The organism is Dokdonella sp. (genome assembly GCF_017744955.1).
Taxonomy (GTDB): domain Bacteria; phylum Pseudomonadota; class Gammaproteobacteria; order Xanthomonadales; family Rhodanobacteraceae; genus Dokdonella_A.
The window spans coordinates 283,611-302,063 of record NZ_JAGIAG010000002.1; the positions used below are offsets into that span (position 1 = coordinate 283,611).

At 67.5% G+C, this 18,453-nt stretch carries 15 protein-coding genes; 9 read left to right on the plus strand and 6 right to left on the minus strand.

What is annotated here, in order from left to right:
• The 6 genes from rlmKL to J7520_RS06365 all read left to right on the plus strand — a co-directional run bounded on the left by rlmKL (position 1) and on the right by J7520_RS06365 (position 6,642).
• Entirely contained in the window at positions 1-2,181 is a 2,181-nt protein-coding gene (gene rlmKL / locus J7520_RS06340; RefSeq protein ID WP_291185508.1) for a bifunctional 23S rRNA (guanine(2069)-N(7))-methyltransferase RlmK/23S rRNA (guanine(2445)-N(2))-methyltransferase RlmL, read from the plus strand.
• Between the two features lie 87 nt (positions 2,182-2,268).
• Complete coding sequence (locus J7520_RS06345) at positions 2,269-2,688, plus strand: hypothetical protein (protein WP_291185510.1); 420 nt, start codon at positions 2,269-2,271, stop codon at positions 2,686-2,688.
• 313 nt (positions 2,689-3,001) lie between these two features.
• A complete protein-coding gene (locus J7520_RS06350) occupies positions 3,002-3,655 on the plus strand; it encodes a methyltransferase domain-containing protein (RefSeq protein ID WP_291185513.1) in 654 nt (217 codons plus the stop codon).
• An 89-nt stretch (positions 3,656-3,744) separates the two neighbouring features.
• Positions 3,745-4,965: a class III poly(R)-hydroxyalkanoic acid synthase subunit PhaE gene (phaE, locus tag J7520_RS06355; protein WP_291185516.1), complete on the plus strand. Its 1,221-nt coding sequence runs from the start codon at positions 3,745-3,747 to the stop codon at positions 4,963-4,965.
• A 27-nt stretch (positions 4,966-4,992) separates the two neighbouring features.
• Entirely contained in the window at positions 4,993-6,060 is a 1,068-nt protein-coding gene (locus tag J7520_RS06360; protein ID WP_291185519.1) for a class III poly(R)-hydroxyalkanoic acid synthase subunit PhaC, read from the plus strand.
• A 255-nt stretch (positions 6,061-6,315) separates the two neighbouring features.
• Positions 6,316-6,642: a lipid-A-disaccharide synthase N-terminal domain-containing protein gene (locus tag J7520_RS06365; protein ID WP_291185522.1), complete on the plus strand. Its 327-nt coding sequence runs from the start codon at positions 6,316-6,318 to the stop codon at positions 6,640-6,642.
• 15 nt (positions 6,643-6,657) lie between these two features.
• On the opposite strand, the gene J7520_RS06370 is transcribed toward J7520_RS06365, so the two are convergent.
• Both J7520_RS06370 and J7520_RS06375 read right to left on the minus strand, forming a co-directional pair.
• On the minus strand, positions 6,658-7,983 hold the full coding sequence (locus J7520_RS06370) for a carbohydrate porin (RefSeq protein ID WP_291185524.1): 1,326 nt from the start codon (positions 7,981-7,983) through the stop codon (positions 6,658-6,660).
• A gap of 66 nt (positions 7,984-8,049) precedes the next feature.
• Entirely contained in the window at positions 8,050-8,223 is a 174-nt protein-coding gene (locus J7520_RS06375; protein WP_291185526.1) for a hypothetical protein, read from the minus strand.
• Here J7520_RS06375 and J7520_RS06380 point away from each other — a divergent pair.
• Positions 8,222-10,534: a membrane-bound PQQ-dependent dehydrogenase, glucose/quinate/shikimate family gene (locus tag J7520_RS06380; RefSeq protein WP_291185527.1), complete on the plus strand. Its 2,313-nt coding sequence runs from the start codon at positions 8,222-8,224 to the stop codon at positions 10,532-10,534. The two genes, J7520_RS06375 and J7520_RS06380, sit on opposite strands and share 2 nt — an antisense overlap.
• Positions 10,535-10,719: 185 nt before the next feature.
• Here the strand turns inward: J7520_RS06380 and J7520_RS06385 are convergent, their stop codons facing one another.
• The 4 genes from J7520_RS06385 to J7520_RS06400 form a co-directional block, all read right to left on the minus strand.
• Entirely contained in the window at positions 10,720-11,352 is a 633-nt protein-coding gene (locus J7520_RS06385) for a hypothetical protein (RefSeq protein ID WP_291185529.1), read from the minus strand.
• 39 nt (positions 11,353-11,391) lie between these two features.
• Positions 11,392-14,097: a methionine synthase gene (gene metH, locus J7520_RS06390; protein WP_291185532.1), complete on the minus strand. Its 2,706-nt coding sequence runs from the start codon at positions 14,095-14,097 to the stop codon at positions 11,392-11,394.
• A 117-nt stretch (positions 14,098-14,214) separates the two neighbouring features.
• On the minus strand, positions 14,215-15,297 hold the full coding sequence (locus J7520_RS06395; protein WP_291185535.1) for a homocysteine S-methyltransferase family protein: 1,083 nt from the start codon (positions 15,295-15,297) through the stop codon (positions 14,215-14,217).
• The gene (locus tag J7520_RS06400) at positions 15,294-16,220 is read right to left on the minus strand and encodes a metalloregulator ArsR/SmtB family transcription factor (RefSeq protein ID WP_291185537.1); all 927 of its coding nucleotides are present in this window, start codon (positions 16,218-16,220) and stop codon (positions 15,294-15,296) included. Before J7520_RS06400 ends, J7520_RS06395 begins: the two co-directional genes overlap by 4 nt.
• 102 nt (positions 16,221-16,322) lie before the next feature.
• Here J7520_RS06400 and J7520_RS06405 point away from each other — a divergent pair, with 102 nt between their 5' ends.
• On the plus strand, positions 16,323-17,120 hold the full coding sequence (locus J7520_RS06405; protein ID WP_291185540.1) for a hypothetical protein: 798 nt from the start codon (positions 16,323-16,325) through the stop codon (positions 17,118-17,120).
• A gap of 142 nt (positions 17,121-17,262) precedes the next feature.
• Positions 17,263-18,423, plus strand: a complete 1,161-nt coding sequence (locus J7520_RS06410) for an acyl-CoA dehydrogenase family protein (protein WP_291185543.1) — start codon at positions 17,263-17,265, stop codon at positions 18,421-18,423.
• Positions 18,424-18,453: the final 30 nt, after the last annotated feature.

Here is an 18,453-nt window from a genome sequence, read left to right on the forward strand (position 1 = left end):
GTGCACAAGCTGTTCGCGACCTGCCCGAAGGGGCTCGAATACCTGCTGCGCGACGAGTTGCGCGCGCTCGGCGCCGACGACGCGCGCGAGGCGCTGGCCGGCGTGCATTTCGGCGGCTCTCTGGCGCTGGCCTACCGCGCCTGCTTGTGGTCGCGCCTGGCCAGCCGCGTGCTGCTGCCGTTGGCCGAATTCGACGCCGTCGACGCGGACGCGCTGTACGCGGGCGTGCAGGGGATCGACTGGTCGGAGCATCTCGCCGTCGACGGCAGCTTCGCGGTCGACGCGGTCAGCAACGCCAGCAAGCTCAATCACACGCAGTTCGTCGCCTTGCGTACGAAGGACGCGATCGTCGACCAGTTCCGCCAGCGCACGGGCGAGCGGCCGAACGTCGACGTCGAGCGGCCGTCGATCCGCCTGAACGTGCGTCTGTATCGCGATCGGACCACACTCTCGCTGGATCTTTCCGGCACGCCGCTGCATCGGCGCGGCTGGCGGCAAGGCCAGGGCGAGGCGCCGCTGAAGGAAAATCTCGCCTGCGCGATGCTGCTGCGCGCGGGCTGGCCGTCGATCGCCCGTGCCGACGGTGCCGTGGTCGATCCGATGTGCGGCTCCGGCACCTTGTTGATCGAGGCTGCGTTGATGGCGGCGGACGTCGCTCCCGGCCTGCGTCGCGAGTACTTCGGGTTTCTCGGTTGGCGTGGCCACGACGGTGCCTCGTGGGAGCGCCTGTTGGCAGAGGCGAACGAGCGCGCGACCGAGGGACTGCGCGCGCTGCAGCCGCGGTTCTTCGGCAGCGACCAGGATCCGCGCGTCTTGAACGAGGCAAGGCGCAACGCGCAGGCCGCCGGCGTCGCCGGTTTCCTGCACCTGGCGCGGCAGTCCGCGGAGCATGTGCAGAAGCCGGAGGGCACCGCCGTCGCGGGACTGGTGATCTGCAATCCGCCTTATGGCGAGCGGCTCGGCGAACGAGCGCAGCTGGCGACGCTGTATCGCGCGTTCGGCGCCCGCCTGCGCACGGAGTTCGTCGGCTGGCGGGCCGGCGTCATCGTCGCCGACGAGGAACTCGGCCATGCGCTCGGCCTGCGCGCGGACAAGCGCTACACGCTCTACAACGGCGCGCTGGAATGTCGCCTGCTGATCTTCGATCTCGCCGAGGTGGCGCCGCGCGAGCACGTCGAGAAGCCGCTGTCGGAGGGCGCGCAGGCGGTCGCCAACCGCATCACCAAGACGCGCCGTCATCTGCGCAAGCGCTTCGATCGCGAAGGCATTTCCTGCTATCGCGTCTACGACGCCGACATTCCCGAGTACGCGGCGGCGATCGACGTCTATACGGCCGTGGCGCGCGACGACGAAACGCCGACGAGCGAGTCGTTCCCGCAGACCTGGCTGCACGCGCAGGAGTACGCGCCGCCGCGCGAGATCCCCGAGCAGGTCGCGCGCGACCGTTGGCGCGACCTGGTGCGGGCAGCTGGCGTGGCGCTCGACGTGCCGCGCGAACGCATCGCCACCAAGACGCGCTATCGCGGCAAGGGCGGCGCCAAGTACGGGCGCTTCGAGCAGCGCGACGAGTTCCTGGTGGTGGAGGAGGGCGGGCTGAAGTTCCGCGTGAACCTGTTCGACTATCTCGACAGCGGCCTGTTTCTCGACCACCGCCCGGCGCGCGCGCGCATCCGCGCGGCGGCACGCGGGACACGCTTCCTGAACCTGTTCTGCTACACCGCGAGCGCCAGCGTCCACGCCGCGGCCGGCGGCGCGCGCACGACGACCAGCGTCGATCTGTCGGCGACCTATCTCGAGTGGGCGGCGCGCAACTTCACGCTGAACGGCTTCGGCGGCCCCGGCCACCAGCTCGTGCAGGCGGATGCGCTGGAGTGGCTGCGCCACGATCGCGGCCAGTACGACCTGATCTTCGTCGACCCGCCCACCTTCTCGAACTCCAAGCGCGCCGATGATTTCGACGTGCAGCGCGATCACGCGCAGCTGCTCGCGCTGTGCGGAGAGCGGCTCGCCGCCGACGGCCTGATCGTGTTTTCGAACAACCTGCGGCGATTCACCTTGGATGCATCGCTGTCGAGTGCATTCGACGTGAAGGACATCACGGATTCGACGATTCCTCCGGACTTCGCGCGCAACGCACGCATCCATCGTTGTTATGAATTGCGTCGTCGTTTTTCGCGTTGAGCGGATTCTTAACTCGCCCGCTCAAAATTTCAGTCACGATTCAGGCGTTCGGACGCAGCATGCGAACCGTCATTTGGAGGGCGTGCTGTGAGCATCTTGCGCAAACCATTTCGTCTCGCTGTGTTGGGCCTGCTGATCGCAGCCGGCTTCGCATTCGCGCCGGCGTCGTTCGCGCGCGGTCACCACGGTCACTGGAACGTCTCGCTGAATTTCGGCTATCCGGGCGTCGGCATCGGCTATTCGAACTGGGGTGGTGGCTACTACGGCGGTTACTACGCTGCGTCCTATGCACCGGTGTACTACGACTATGGTCCGTCGTATTACAGCTATCCCAGGTACTACAGCTCGTACTACTACGATCGTCCTTATTACCGCCCGTACTACAGAACACGCTATTACGATCGGGGTTATTCCTACGATCGTGGCTACAGGCACTACGACCGGGGCTACCGCAACGATCGCGGCTATCACCGGGCAAGCTACTACGATCGCGGCTACCGCCGCTGATCACCGTCTGCGCTGGCGGCGCACCCCTCCCCCTTCCCCGCCGCCAGCGTATCCGCCCCGCGACGATTTCCCCTGGTCGTCGCGGGGTTTCTTTTTGTCTGGGCAATCGTCCTTGATTGCTGCTTCGGGCTGGCATAGAAGTTCTTGGTATTCCGTCACCGTCTTGACGTCCAACGCGGCCATCCATGGCCGCACTCTTGAAATGGAGCAAAGAGCGCCTCTCTCGCCGCCAGAGCGAGGCGTTCAGGCGGTTGGACGGCGGAGCGGGGTGTCGGCACGCTATGATGGCGCGTTGACTTCAGCGGAACGGTGCATGAGCGAACACTCCAGGCGACCCTCGACGAGCGCAGCGGCCGAAGCGCCCGCGATGTGGACGTTCTTCCGCCAGTGGCTGAAGAATCCGCGCGCGATGGCGGCGCTGGCTCCGTCGAGCCGGCAGCTCGCGCAGCGCATGGTCGCTCAGCTTCCGGCCGGATCGCGGCGTGTGATCGAGCTCGGTGCCGGTACCGGCGTGTTCACGCGTGCCTTGCTCGACCACGGCATCGCGCCCAGCGACCTGCTCGTGCTCGAACTCAACGCCGAACTGGCGGACTTGCTGCGCCAGCGCTTTCCCGACGTGCGCGTCGTCAACGGCGATGCGCGTGACCTCGTCGAGCTGGCCGGGCAGATCGGTTTCGAGATCGGCGGAGGCGTCGATGCGGTCGTCAGCGGACTGGGGTTCCTCGCCATGCCGCGGCCGATCCAGCAGGCGATCCTGCGCGCGGTGTTCGCCGCGCTCGGTCCGGATCGCCCGCTGATCCAGTTCACCTACGGTCCGTCGAGTCCGTTGCCGCGCGATTTGCTGGCGGAGATGGACCTCGGCGTCCGCCGCGCGAGCATGACCTGGCTGAACGTGCCGCCGGCGACCGTCTACGTCTACACGCGCAACCGCTCGACGCCGGTGCGCGCGGTGCGCGCGAAGAGCTGACCTTCGTCGATCCGTCGGCGCGATAGCGCGCCCGTCATGCGCCTGCACTATGATGCGGCTTCCGTCTGCCTGCGCCTCGAGGAGCCTTCATGGGTCAGTCGCCGAATCCCGATTGGTTGAACCAGTGGCAGGGGTTGTCGCGCAACATGCTGAATGCGTGGCAGGACATGGCACGCCAGGCCGGCGTGGTCGCGCCGCCGCAGGCACCGACGTCGCCCTGGCACGAAGGTTTCGAGCAATGGGCACGCCTGTTCGCGTCAGGCGGCGGCGCGCAGAGCGAGACGATCGAACGCATCATCGACAGCGCGAAAGGCTACGCCGCCTTCATGCAGTCGGCCCTGGCCGCGGCGGCGAACAGCGGTGTCGCGGCGCCCAACTGGGGCGAAGCCTTCCGTTCCGGCTTCGGCATTCCCGGCGCCGAGGCGATGCCGTTCGGCGGTGACCTGCTACGCATGCTGCGCGAGCTGCCGGGGCAGGGCGGCGGTTACGCGGCGATCATGAACGCGCTCGGCAACCTGCGCCCGCCGGCCAATGCGGATCTCGGCGAACTGAAGAGCTGGCTGAACCTGCCGGCGTTCGGCCTGCTGCGCGAGCATCAGGAGCATTACCAGAAGATGGCCGTCGCCTGGGTCGAATACCAGGAGCAGATGGCGCGCTACAACGCGCTGATGCTGAAGGCGGGCCAGCGCGGCTACGAGCTGTTCGAAGGCAAGCTGACCGAGCGCGAACAGCCCGGCCGGCAGATCGACTCGCTGCGCGCACTCTACGATCTGTGGGTCGACGCTGCGGAAGAGGGTTACGCGGAAGTCGCGCTGTCGACCGAATTCCGCGAAGTCTACGGCGCGCTGGTCAACGCGCAGATGAGCGTGCGCGCGCAGGTGCAGCAGGAGGTCGAGCGCGTCGCCGTCGATCTGGGCATGCCCACGCGTACCGAGCTGAACAACATCGGCGAGCGCCTGCAGGCGCTGCGGCGCGAATTGCGCGCGCAGGGCGGCGGCGATCTCGCGCGCGAAGTCGCGCGCCTGCGCAGCGAAGTCGCCGCGCTGAAGGCCGCGTCGAAGCGCGGCGAAACCGCGAAGCCTGCGGCGGAGAAAGCCGAGCCGCCGGTGCAGCCGGCCGCGCGACCTGCGCACAAGAAACGCGCGAAGGCCCGCCCGGCGCGCGAAGCCGAACCGAAGAAGGCGGCCAGGCGCGCCGTCGCCGCGGTCGCGCCGAGCAGCTTCTCCTCGCGCATCGCGAAGTTCGCCGACGCCTCGCTCGGCCGCGGGAAGAAATCGGCGAAAGCCGCGAAATCGAAGAAGAAGCGTTGAACGTAGACGTCTAGCCGAGGGCCCGCCATGTTTCCGATCAAGATCGAGCCGACCAAGGCGATCGACGAAGTCCTGACCACGCAGCGCAAGCTCGCCGTCGCGCTGCAGACGCTGCGCGAGGTCGACGACGTCGACTTCGGCGTGACCGCGAAGGAGGCGATCCATCGCGAGGACAAGCTCGTCGTCTACCGCTTCAAGGGACCGCACGAGCCGACCGCGAAGGTACCGATCCTTATCGTTTACGCGCTGGTCAACCGGCCCTACATGGTCGACCTGCAGGACGACCGTTCGTTGGTCAAGAACCTGCTCGCGCAAGGCGAGGACGTCTACCTGATCGACTGGGGCTATCCGGACCTGGCCGATCGCTGGCTCACGCTCGACGACTACATCAACGGCTACATCGATCGTTCGGTCGACGCGGTCGCCCAGCACGCCGGCGTCGACAAGATCAACCTGCTCGGCATCTGCCAGGGCGGCGCGTTCTCGCTCTGCTACGCCTCCACGCACGCCGACAAGATCAAGAACCTGATCACGATGGTCACGCCGGTGGACTTCCACACGCCGGAGAACATGCTGTCGAACTGGACGCGCCAGCTCGACGTCGACCTGTTCGTCGACACGCTCGGCAACGTGCCGGCCGACCTGATGAACCTGTGCTACCTGATGCTGAAGCCGGTGCGCCTGAACCAGCAGAAGTACATCGGCCTGGTCGACATCCTCGACGACAAGGTCGAGATGGAGAACTTCCTGCGCATGGAGAAGTGGATCTTCGATTCGCCCGACCAGGCCGGCGAGGCGTTCCGCCAGTTCATCAAGGATTTCTACCAGGGCAACAAGCTGGTCAAGGGCGGCCTGAAGATCGGCGAGCGCGAGGTGCACCTGGGCAACGTCACGATGCCGGTGCTGAACGTGTTCGCCGAGCAGGATCATCTGGTGCCGCCGTCGGCTTCGCGCGTGCTGGCCGACCACGTGGGCACCGACGACTACACGCAGATCGCGTTCCGCGGCGGCCACATCGGCATCTACGTTTCCGGCCGCGCGCAGCGCGAGGTTCCTGCGGCGATCCACGACTGGCTGGCCAAGCGCTCGCGCTGACGCCTGCACGGCGCTTCGACGGCGCCGAAGCGCCCGCGGTGCGAGGACGCGCCGCTCGCGACCGAGTGCTCGATCGGCGGAAAGCCGCCGAGCCGGCTTCGCGCTCCGGAAAGCCGCCACGGCGTTCGTTCGGCGTTTCCTGAAGACTGCGGCGGCTTGCCGCACGCCCGAACCCGGTGCCGCGAAACGGTTCCGAAAGGGCCGCGCGGCATGCTGCGCGCAAAATTTCCACTTCCGAACCGCAAGGCGACGCTCATGAACGAAGTCCTGATGACCTTGCACGGGATCACCATCACGCCGTGGAAGCTGGTCGGCTATCTCGGCGCCTTCATGTTCACCAGCCGCTGGTTCGTGCAGTTGTACGCGACGAAGAAGCTCAAGCGCGTGCACATGCCGCAGTCGTTCTGGTGGCTGTCGGTGTTCGGCAGCGTGTTGCTGCTGAGCTACTTCATCTTCGGCAAGAACGACTCCGTCGGCGTCCTGTCGAACCTGTTCCCCGCCTTCGTCTCGGTCTACAACCTCGTCGTCGACATCCGACATCGCCGCGACCGCGGCTTGCAGCGCGAGGCGAACGCGAGCTGAGGTCGGCGGCGGCGTCTAGAACGCGATCGACGTCTTCAATCCCAGCACCAGCGCGTCGTCGTTGGCCGACGTGCCGCCGGGATGCCGGATGTACTGCAGGTTCGGCCGCAGCCGCACCGAGCGCAGCGGCATCCAGTCGTAGAGCAGCTCGCAGACGTATTCGTCGCCGCGCCCGACGTGCGTGAGCGATTCCGGCTGCCAATCCGAGCCGTAGCGCTGCACGAACGCGTCGTAGTAGCGGCCGTTGTGGTGTGTCGCGCCGAGCGCGAGGCCGACGACGTCGTCCGGCCGGCCCGGCACGCCGCGGTAGCGCAGGCCCACGGCGATCTGCCGATCGGTACGCGAGGTGCGCCGATCTGCCTGCGTCGCGTTGAGGAACACCGACAGTCCTTCGGTTCCGACGCCGCCGGTGAGTTTCTGTTCGACGTTGAGGTAGACGCCGTAACGGCTGTCGCGCATGCGCACGGCCACCTCGTCGTCCGAACCGCGGCCGTCGTCCGCGCGCAGATCCGGCGCGTCGGCGCTGCTGTGCCAGACGCCGAACGCGTAGCTGCCGGGCAAGCCGTTCGGTTTCGGCGTCCAGCCGAATTCGAGCGGGACCAGCCAGCCGGCGGTTCCGCCCGGGATGTATGGCTTCCACGCGTTGCGTCTCGCCCAGGTCTCGTCGACGTATTTGGGATCGACCTGGTAGGCGCCGATGCGCAAATGCACTGCCTCTCCGGGGCTGACGACCAGCCGCGTCGCCCACGGGCTGACCGGCCAGTTGAGCCAGTAGTCGCCGACCAGGTTGCCGGGCTGCGATCCGCAGAAGGTCAGGTTCTGGAAGTCGCAGGAGAACGCGGCGAAGTCGGACCCCACGGGCATCTTCCCGAGGCTCCAGTCGATCCGCCCGTCGAGCCACGACTGGCGATAGGCGAACGTCGACAACCACCACGTCTGTCCGCGCCCGTAGACCTCCTGCAGCAGCAGGCTGTTGCCGATGTGCGCGTCGGCGCCGAGATTGCGGCCGTTGCGGTCGGAAAGCGCGATGCGGAAACCGGCGCCGGCCCAGCCGAAGCGTTTGTCCAGGTCCAGCGTCGCGCCGAGCGTCCATTGTTCGGTGTAGCGGGTCAGGTGCGCGCTGCCGCCGCTGAAGTTGTGCGCGGTCTCGCTGACGTGGCCGAAGTCGAATTCGACGCCGCGGTTCGCCCAGGCGTCGCGTCGTCCGTTCCAGTCGCCGAACAGGTACGGGCTCGACGCGTCGAACGGGTCGGCGCCGGAGCAGAGCGCCGGGGCTGAGGAAACCAGCAACAGCAGGGCCGACGTCCAGCCGCGACGGCGCGTTCTCCCGATGGCGCTCATGGACACCTCGATGCGACGGCGTGCATCAACCGGATGCCTGCGGTACGGCACAGGTCCGTTCCGCGATCAGGATAGTCCTCCGCTTTCCCGGACGATGTTAAGAAAGGATGCGTTCGCGCCGATTGCCAGCCGGCGGTTTCCTTTTTGCCGCATTCGCACGATGCTAAGCAGGCTGCCGAGGCCGGACCGCTTCGCCACCGGCTTCGCTTTTCGATCCGGAAAGCCGAGGGAGTTCGCCATGCGTGTGATCGCCGCGTTGGTCCTTTCGCTGTTCGCGTTGGTGCTCGCCGCCGGTGGCGGCTGGCTGCTGTCGCTGCACGGCAGCCCGTTCTATCTGCTCAGCGGACTGGTGCTGCTGGTCGCGGCGATCGGCTTCTGGCGACGACGTCCCTGGTCGATCGGCGTCTACGCGCTCTGGCTGCTGGTGCTGATCGCCTGGTCGGTGTGGGAGTCGGGCCTGCACTGGTGGCCGCTGGCGACCCGGCTCGGCGTGCCGGCCTTGCTCGGCCTCTGGCTGGCCTCGTTCGGCGGCCGCGGTCACGGCGGCGCGCGCGGTGGACTGGTGGTCGCCTCGCTTCTGGCGGCGGCGGTGGCTTTCGCCGGCATGACGCGGCACCCGCACGAAATCGAAGGCACGCTGCCGATGGCGGTGGTGAACGCGGACGCCGGCAACGGCGACGCCGGTACGGCGCCGGGCGATTGGAGCGCGTACGGACGCACCGCATTCGGCCAGCGCTATTCGCCGCTGGAGCGCATCGCTCCCGGCAACGTCGCGCAGCTGCAACTGGCGTGGTCGGTGCAGACCGGCGACGTGCGCCGGCCCGACGACGTCGGCGAGACCACCTACGAAGTCACACCGCTGAAGATCGGCGGCACGCTCTACCTGTGCACGCCGCACAGCTGGGCGTTGGCGCTCGACGCGGACACCGGCCAGGTGCGCTGGCGCTTCGATCCGGCTGCGGGCATGGAGTCGCAACGTCAGCACCAGACCTGCCGCGGTGTTTCGTATTTCGCCGACGCGGAGGCGGAAGAAGGGCGGGCGTGCAAGGCGCGCGTCTTCCTGCCGTCGGCGGACGCGAAACTGCACGCGCTCGACGCCGCGACCGGCAAGCCGTGCGAGGACTTCGCCGACCACGGCGTGCTCGACCTCCTGCACAACATGCCCTTTCGCGAGCCGGGGTATTACTACTCGACCTCGCCGCCGCTGGTCGCGGCCGGCAAGGTGATCGTCGCCGGAGCGGTCAACGACAACTACGCCGTGAATTCGCCGTCCGGCGTGATCCGCGCCTACGACGCGCGCGACGGCAAGCTGCTGTGGAACTGGGATTCGGGCGATCCGGAGCGCACCGCGCCGCTCGACCCGAACGATCCGGCGCAGAAATACACCACCAGTTCACCGAACAGCTGGTCGGTCGCGAGCGCGGACGAGACCTTGGGCCTGGCCTATTTCCCGATGGGCAACCGCACGCCGGACCAGCTCGGTGTCTACCGCAGCGAAGCGGAGGAGAAGTATTCCAGTTCGGTGGTCGCGCTCGATCTTTCCAGCGGCCAGGTCCGCTGGGTGCAGCAGTTCGTGCATCACGACCTGTGGGACATGGATTCTCCGGCGCAGCCCGCGTTGCTCGATCTCGACCTGCCGGCAGGGCGCACGCCGGCGCTGGTGGTGCCGACCAAGCAGGGCGACGTCTACGTGCTCGATCGCCGCAACGGCGCGCCGCTGCTGCCGGTCGCCGAGCGCCCGGCGCCGCAGGGCGTGGACATTCCCCGGCAGCGCGTGGCGGCGACGCAGCCGTATTCGGCGCTGAGCTTCGAGCCGCCGCCGCTGCGCGAGGCGGACATGTGGGGCGCGAGCCTGGTCGACCAGATGCTCTGTCGCATCGCGTTCCGCCAACTGCGCTACGACGGCCGTTACACGCCGCCGACGTTGCAGGGTTCGCTGATCTATCCGGGCAACTTCGGCGTGTTCAACTGGGGCAGCGTCGCGGTCGATCCGCAGCGCGAGATCCTGTTCGGCATGCCGACCTATCTCGCGTTCGTCTCGCAGCTGATCCCGAAGGATCAGATCGATGTCAAGACGGCCAATGTCGGCGAGCACGGCGTCAATTCCAACGAAGGCGCCGACTACGCGATCAGCCTGAAGCCGTTTCTCTCGCCGCTCGGCGTGCCGTGCCAGCAACCGCCGTGGGGAACCATCGCGGCGGCGGACCTGCGCAGCGGCAAGATCGCCTACCAGTACCGCAACGGCACGATCCGCGATCTTTCGCCGGTCCCGCTGCCGATCCGCATGGGCGTGCCGGGCATCGGCGGACCCTTGCTCACGCGCAGCGGCCTGGCCTTCCTCGCCGCGGCGGTGGACGACGACTTCCGCGCCTACGACGCGGCCAGCGGCAAGGTGCTGTGGGAAACGCGCATCCCGGCCGGCGGCCAGGCGACGCCGATGACCTATCTGGACAGCAAGGGCGAGCAGGTCGTGCTGCTGGTGGCCGGCGGGCACGGCTCGATCGGCACCAAGCCGGGCGACTACGTGTTGGCCTATAAGCTCAAGCCGTAGGCATTCGTCGAGGACAGCCTGTCGAGGGCGACGACGCGGATCGTGTCGACCCTCGATGGGGTTTCAGTCGGCACCGCCGACTCGGGGGCCGTAGAAATTCAACGCCCGCCAGCGCCCGAGTGCCGCGGTGCGCTGCCGTGGATCAGCCGGTGCGAGGTATCGACCGCGTTCGATGTCTCGACAGGCTAGAGAAAGAACCTCGTACGGAACTCCTCCGCGCAGTATTCGAGCGCGGTGTCGAGTTCCTTCTTGAGTTGGGCCGCTCCATCGGCGAGAAGGGCCTCCGCGGTCGGGCCATTGGGAGCCGATTCGTAGTGGCAGAAACCCTTCGCGAAGATACTTGGCCGTTTCTTCGCATCCGCGGTCGCCTCCGCAATCACGACGGAAGCGTTGAATGCGACGTTGTCCTTGTGGAGTGCCCAGCCGTCCACGGCGACGGTCACGGCGAAGCCGGAAGCGGTGTTCGCGGTATCGTATTTGGCGAGCATTTCACGAACGCGATCCACCAGGCGTGGGCTAGGATCGGCGATCTTGTTCTCCGTCGCGATCGCACGCCCGGCACTGCGTGCGTGTTCGAGCGCTGCAATGGCTCCGATTCCTCCGCCGACGGCGCCGAACAGCATGCCGACGGTCATGGTCGCCTGATGGCCACCCGTGATGCGAAGGAAGTCCGGTGTCGGTGCGACCAGCAGATAGACGCCTCGGTCGTACAGGAGCCGGTCGAGCGCAGGATCGACAGGCGAGTACTTGCTTACCGGCGAGGTGCTCGCGCAACCTGCAAGAAGAAGGATCGCTGCCGCGACGATCGGGTACTTCACTTAGGTGTCCCCCTGAGGTGTTGCGTGCTTCTCGGATCGTCAATCCGGATCGTAGTCGAGGTTCGGCGCCAGCCAGCGCTCGGCCTCGGCCAGCGACCAGCCCTTGCGCTTGGCGTAATCCTCGACCTGCTCCTTGGTCAGGCGGCCGACGACAAAGTACTGGCTCTGCGGGTGCGAGAAGTACCAGCCCGACACGGCCGCGGTCGGCAGCATCGCGAAGCTTTCGGTGATCGAGATGCCGGCGCGGCTCGTCGCGTCGAGCAGGCGGAACAGCGTCGACTTCTCGGTGTGGTCCGGGCAGGCCGGGTAGCCGGGAGCGGGGCGGATGCCGCGGTACTTCTCGCCGATCAGCGCTTCGTTGTCGAGTCCTTCGTCCGGCGCGTAGCCCCAGTACTCGCGGCGCACACGCTGATGCAGTCGCTCGGCGAACGCCTCGGCCAGACGATCGGCCAGCGCCTTCAGCAGGATCGCCGAGTAGTCATCGTGGTCGCTCTCGAAGCGCGCGACGTGCTCGTCGATGCCGATGCCGGCGGTCACCGCGAATGCGCCGATCCAGTCCTCGCGCCCGGAATCCTTCGGCGCGACGAAGTCGGCCAGGCAGAAGTCCGGCCGCTCGACCGGCTTGTCGACTTGCTGGCGAAGGAAATGAAGACGCTGGGATTGGGGTGAGATGCCGGTCTTCCCCGGATCCCAGAGTTCAACGTCGTCACCGACCGAATTCGCGCGCCAGAACCCGATCACGCCGCTCGCCTTCAGCCATTTCTCGGCGACGATCTTGTCGAGCATCGCGCGCGCATCGCGGTACAGCTCGCTGGCTTGCGCGCCGACGACGGGGTCTTCCAGGATCGCCGGGAATTTCCCGGCCAGCTCCCAGGCGTTGAAGAACGGCGACCAGTCGATGAATTCGATCAGCTCGGTCAGCGGATAGTCGTCGAATGCGGTGACGCCCGGCGTGCGCGGCGCCGGCGGAACGTAGTCGGCCCAGCCGCCGTCGAAGCGCTGCGCGCGCGCCTTGTCGAGCGGAACGAGCCGCTTGGCGCCGCCGCGGTCCTTGTGCCGCACGCGGATCTCGGCGTATTCGGCGCGGATTTTCGCCATGAACGCGTCGACCAGGTCCTTGGAGATCAGCGACTGCGCCACGCCGACCGCGCGCGAGGCGTCCTTGACCCATACCGTCGGCGCCTTGTAATGCGGCTCGATCTTCAGTGCCGTGTGCGCGCGCGACGTCGTCGCGCCGCCGATCAGCAGCGGCAGTTCGAACTCCTGCCGCTGCATCTCGCGCGCGACGTGGCTCATTTCCTCCAGCGACGGCGTGATCAGGCCGGACAGTCCGATCATGTCCGCCTTCTCGGCGATCGCGGTGTCGAGGATCTTCTGCGCCGGCACCATCACGCCGAGGTCGATCACCTCGAAGTTGTTGCAGCGGAGCACCACGCCGACGATATTCTTGCCGATGTCGTGCACGTCGCCCTTGACCGTCGCCATGACGATCTTGCCGTTGGACTTGCCGGTGTCGCCGGTGCGCGCCTTCTCGGCCTCGATGAAGGGCAGCAGGTAGGCGACCGCCTTCTTCATCACGCGCGCCGATTTCACCACCTGCGGCAGGAACATCTTGCCGGCGCCGAACAGGTCGCCGACCACGTTCATGCCGTCCATCAGCGGCCCTTCGATCACGTCGAGCGGGCGCGTGCATTCCAGGCGCATTTCCTCGGTATCGGCCTCGGCGTAGGCGTCGATGCCGTGCACCAGCGCGTGTGTCAGGCGCTCGCGGATCGGCAGGCTGCGCCAGGCGAGGTTCTCGACCACGACCTCGCCTTTCTTCGCCTTGTAGCGGTCGGCGATCTCGAGCAGTCGCTCGGTGGCGTCCTTGCGCCGGTTCAGCACGACATCCTCGACGCGCTCGCGCAGTTCCGGATCGAGATCGTCGACGATCGGCAGCGCGCCGGCATTGACGATGCCCATGTCCATGCCGGCGCGGATCGCGTGGTACAGGAACACCGCGTGGATCGCCTGGCGCACGGTCTCGTTGCCGCGGAACGAAAACGACACGTTCGACACGCCGCCGGAGACGTGGCAGTGCGGCAGCGTCGCCTTGATCTGGCGCGTCGCCTCGATGAAGTCGACGGCGTAGTTGTCGTGCTCCTCGATGCCGGTCGCGATGGCGAAGATGTTCGGATCGAAGATGATGTCCTCGGGCGGGAAGCCGAGGCGCTCGGTCAGCAGCTTGTAGGCGCGTGTGCAGATTTCGACCTTGCGCGCGCAGGTGTCGGCCTGGCCCTGCTCGTCGAACGCCATAACCACCGCGGCGGCGCCGTAGCGCAGGACTTTCTTGGCGTGGTCGAGGAAGACCTCTTCGCCTTCCTTCAGCGAGATCGAATTGACCACGCCCTTGCCCTGCAGGCAACGCAGGCCGGCTTCGATCACGCTCCACTTCGAGGAGTCGACCATCACCGGCACGCGCGCGATGTCGGGCTCGGAGGCGATCAGGTTGAGGAACCGCACCATCACGGCCTCGGAATCGATCAGACCTTCGTCCATGTTGACGTCGAGGATCTGCGCACCGTTCTCGACCTGCTGGCGCGCGACCGCCACGGCTTCGTCGTAGCGCTCTTCCTTGACCAACTTGCGGAACTGCGCGCTGCCGGTCACGTTGGTACGCTCGCCGACGTTGACGAACAGCAGCTCCGGCGTGATGACCAGCGGCTCCAGGCCGGAAAGGCGAGTGTGGCGAACGTTGTTATTCATCGGTGCGAACAAAGAAGAGATTGGGACGCGGATCGAGGCGGATGGACGCGAATACGGCGTATTTGAACTCGGCTCTATCCGCGTTCATCCGCCTCGATCCGCGTCGAGGTCTTGTTTCTATGCGGCTGCCGCCACCGGCAACGCCCGCGGCGCGACGCCGTCCACGGCCGCGGCGATCGCGGCGATGTGCGCCGGTGTCGTGCCGCAGCAGCCGCCGACGAGATTCAAAAGGCCGGAGCGCGCGAACTCGCCGATCAGCGCGGCCATCTGCTCCGGCGTCTCGTCGTATTCGCCGAACGCGTTCGGCAGGCCCGCGTTCGGATGCGCGCTGACGTAGCCGTCGGCGACCTGCGCCAGCACGTCCACGTACTGGCGCAGCTCCTTCGCGCCGAGTGCGCAATTGAGTCCGACCGACAGCGGGCGGCTGTGCGCGACCGAGGTGTAGAACGCCTCCGCCGTCTGGCCCGACAGGGTGCGGCCGGAAAGATCGGTGATCGTGCCGGAGATCATCACCGGCAGGCGCGCACCGCGCTCGTCGAACAGTTCGTCGATCGCGAACAGCGCCGCCTTCGCGTTCAAGGTGTCGAAGATCGTCTCGACCATAAGCGCGTCGGCGCCGCCGTCGACCAGTCCGGCCGCGGCTTCGCGGTAGGCGGCGCGCAGTTCCTCGAAGCTGGTGTTGCGGAAGCCCGGGTCGTTCACGTCCGGGCTGATCGAGGCGGTGCGGCTGGTCGGGCCGAGCACGCCGATCACGAAGCGCGGCTTGCCGGGGATCTTCGCTTCGATCGCGTCGCAGCACGCGCGCGCGAGCCGCGCACCTTCGCGATTGAGTTCGTAGACGAGGTGTTCGAGGTGGTAGTCGGCCTGGCTGATCGACGTCGCGTTGAACGTGTTCGTCTCGAGCAGGTCCGCGCCGGCCTCGAGATAGGCGGTGTGGATCGCGCCGATCACGTCGGGACGCGTCAGCGTCAGCAGGTCGTTGTTGCCCTTGAGGTCGTGGCCCGGCTGCGCGTCGGCGTCGCGCTGCGGTTCGTGGCGGGTGTCGAAACCGGGCGCGAAGCGCTCGCCGCGATAGTCGGCCTCGTCGAGCTTGTAGCCCTGCACCATCGTGCCCATCGCGCCGTCGATGATCAGGATGCGTCGCGCGAGCGCGTCGAACAGCGCTTCGGCGCGGGCGGGATTGAGATAGGGCAGGTTCACGGCTTCCTCGCGAGCAGGCTCAGAACTTCGAAATGCGGCGCGCGGCGTTCGCGCGTCAGGCGTTCGCAGGCCACCACCTCGAGCTTCGACCGGCGCGCGAACTCGCGCAGCTCGTCCGGCGTGAAGCCGAGATTGCGGTGCTCGAACGGCTCCACGACGGTGCGATGCGCGTGGCGCGCCAGCGTCGCGACCAGCAGGCGGCCGCCGGGGCGCAGCACGCGCGCGGCCTCGGCGATCACCTGCGCCGGCTGTTCGCTGTAGGTCAGCGCGTGCATCAGCAGGACCAGATCGAAACTCGCCGCGTGAGCCTCGAGCGCGTGCATGTCGCCGACGCGCACATCCACGTTGGTGTAGGCCTTCAGGCGCTGGCGCGCCGCCGCGACGACGCGTTCGCTGGTGTCGACGCAGACGATCGAGCGCGCGCGCGAAGCGAGCAGTTCCGCCAGCACGCCGTCGCCGGAGGCGATGTCGAGCACGTCGCCGGTCTCGACCAGCTGCGTCATTCCGCGCGCCAACGCTTCCCAGGTGCGGCCGGGCGAATAATGGCGCTCCATGTCGCCGGCGACGGTGTCGGCCCAGCCTTCGGCGCGCGCGCGCTTGGCGAGCAGGGCGGGCAGGCGGCGCTCGTCGTCGCGCAGGATGGCGTCGTCGACGTTGTCCTTGAGCGCGCGCAGCAGCGCGTTCTCCTTCGCGTCGAGTTCGCCGTTGTAGCGGTAGTACGAGGACACGCCGGCGCGCCGGTCGCGTACCAGATCGGCTTCCTTCAGCTTGGCCAGATGCGTGGACACGCGCGGCTGCGCCAGCCGCAGTACGGCCGACAGCTCGGCGACGGTGAGTTCCTCGCGTTCCAGCAGGGCGAGCAGGCGCACGCGCGTCGGATCGGAGAGCAGGCGCAACAGGGCCGAAGTGGCGGCCAGATCCAAGATGTATCCCTTTATCTTGATACAAAGATAAAGCTAGCGTAGCGAGCGGCGGCGGCAGCGTCAATGCGCTGCCCACGGCGGGCGAGACGGTATGCTTGGGCGATGTCCGGACATTTCCTCAGGGCGCGGCTGCGCCGTGCTTTCGTCATCCTCGCGCTCGGCCTGTGCGGCCACGCCGCGGCCGCCGCGCTCGAAGACGAAGAGCTGGCGAAGTACTGGACCGATGACGCGCTGCGCGTGCCGTACCGGGCGATCGAGACGCCGGGAAGACGCGGCGCCGAAAAGCTCCCGCTGATCGTGTTCCTGCACGGCGACTGGCAGGACGGCACCGACAACGAATCGCAGCTCGCCGGGCGCGGCAACGGTTCCTACGAACTGGTCGATGCGGCGCGCGAGGAGCGCATCCCGCTGGTCTACGTGGTACCGCAGACGACCGACGCCTACTGGCCGCCGGCACGCGTGCTCGCCGTCGTGCGCGACGCACAGTCGCGCTGGCCGATCGACCCGCGCCGCGTTTATCTGACCGGCATCTCCGACGGCGCCACCGGCGTGTGGGACACGCTGAAGGCGTATCCGGCCTGCTTCGCCGCCGGCGTGCCGATGTCCGGCATGACCGAGCTGGCCGGCCTCGGACCGATCCGCGACGTACCGCAATGGGTCTTCCACGGCTCCGAGGACGACGACACCGACGTCGAGACCGGCTATGACGGCGCCATGGTCGGCTCCCGCGCCGTGGTACGCGCGCTGCGCGCGATGGGCGGCAAGCCGCGCTATACCGAGTACGCCGGCGAGAAGCACGTGATCTGGTCGCGCGCCTACGCCGAGGACGGTTTGCTGCCGTGGCTACTCGACCAGCGCCTGCGCGGCAAGCCCTGCGATTTCTCCGCGCTCGCGCGCTGAGCGGCGCGAACGCTAAAATCCGCGTTCTGTCCGTCCTTTCCGCCTCGTCGTTTCCATCGCCGCCCTCGCGCGGCCGCCGCGCTCCTCGGCGAGGAGGCGACGAACGGCAGGCTGCACCGTCCACTCTGCAACGGGAACCGTCATGGATTTCAATCTGACCGAAGACCAACGCTCCATCCAGGCCATCGCGCGCGACTTCGCGACGCGGCGCATCGCGCCGGTCGCGGCCGAGCTCGACGCGAAAGGCGAGTTCCCGCTCGACAACATCCGCGAGATGGGCCAGCTCGGCCTGATGGGCATCGAGGTGCCGGTCGAGTACGGCGGCGCCGGCATGGATCCGGTCGCCTACGCACTGGCGATGATCGAGATCGCGGCGGCCGACTGCGCGCATTCGACCATCATGTCGGTCAACAACTCGCTCTATTGCAACGGCATCCTCACCTACGGGACCGAGGAGCAGAAGCAGAAGTACGTGCGCGCGGTCGCGTCCGGCGAGGCGATCGGCGCCTATGCGCTGACCGAACCGCAGTCCGGCTCCGACGCCTCGGCGATGCACACGCGCGCGGAGAAGAACGCCGCCGGCGACTGGGTCATCAACGGCAAGAAGAGCTGGATCACCTCCGGCCCCGTCGCCAAGTACATCGTGCTGTTCGCGATCACCACGCCGGGCATCGGCGCGAAGGGCGTTTCGGCGTTCCTGATCGACACCGGCCGTCCGGGCTTCCACGCCGGCAAGACCGAGCCGAAGCTCGGCATCCGCGCGTCGGCGACCTGCGAGATCGAGTTCAGCGACTACGTCTGCCCGGCCGCCGACCTGCTCGGACCGGAAGGCAAGGGCTTCGCGATCGCGATGGGCGTGCTCGACGCCGGCCGCATCGGCATCGCCTCGCAGGCGGTCGGTCTGGCGCGCGCCGCGTACGACGCGAGCGTGGTCTACGTGCGCGAACGCAAGGCGTTCGGCTCGCCGATCGGTTCGTTCCAGATGATCCAGGCCAAGATCGCCGACATGAAGTGCCGCCTCGACGCGGCGACCCTGCTGGTGCTGCGCGCCGCGTTCGCCAAGGGCGAGACGGCGAAGAACGGCGGCCGCTTCAGCACCGAAGCCTCGGTGGCCAAGCTGTTCGCCTCGGAAGCGGCGATGTTCGTCACGCACCAGGCGGTGCAGATCCACGGCGGCATGGGCTACTCGAAGGAAATGCCGCTGGAGCGCTACTTCCGCGACGCCAAGATCACCGAGATCTACGAAGGCACCAGCGAGATCCAGCGCCTGGTCATCGCGCGCAACGAGACAGGCGTGCGCTGAGCGGCTCGCTTCGTTCGAGCGGACCGCCGT

Excerpts from the sequence above, each read along its gene's own strand:
- J7520_RS06350 (WP_291185513.1), top strand. The coding sequence starts at position 3,002 with ATGAGCGAACACTCCAGGCGACCCTCGACGAGCGCAGCGGCCGAAGCG.
- phaE (WP_291185516.1), top strand. The coding sequence starts at position 3,745 with ATGGGTCAGTCGCCGAATCCCGATTGGTTGAACCAGTGGCAGGGGTTG.
- J7520_RS06360 (WP_291185519.1), top strand. The coding sequence starts at position 4,993 with ATGTTTCCGATCAAGATCGAGCCGACCAAGGCGATCGACGAAGTCCTG.
- J7520_RS06365 (WP_291185522.1), top strand. The coding sequence starts at position 6,316 with ATGAACGAAGTCCTGATGACCTTGCACGGGATCACCATCACGCCGTGG.
- J7520_RS06370 (WP_291185524.1), bottom strand. The coding sequence starts at position 7,983 with ATGAGCGCCATCGGGAGAACGCGCCGTCGCGGCTGGACGTCGGCCCTG.
- J7520_RS06380 (WP_291185527.1), top strand. The coding sequence starts at position 8,222 with ATGCGTGTGATCGCCGCGTTGGTCCTTTCGCTGTTCGCGTTGGTGCTC.
- J7520_RS06375 (WP_291185526.1), bottom strand. The coding sequence starts at position 8,223 with ATGGCGAACTCCCTCGGCTTTCCGGATCGAAAAGCGAAGCCGGTGGCG.
- metH (WP_291185532.1), bottom strand. The coding sequence starts at position 14,097 with ATGAATAACAACGTTCGCCACACTCGCCTTTCCGGCCTGGAGCCGCTG.
- J7520_RS06405 (WP_291185540.1), top strand. The coding sequence starts at position 16,323 with ATGTCCGGACATTTCCTCAGGGCGCGGCTGCGCCGTGCTTTCGTCATC.
- J7520_RS06410 (WP_291185543.1), top strand. The coding sequence starts at position 17,263 with ATGGATTTCAATCTGACCGAAGACCAACGCTCCATCCAGGCCATCGCG.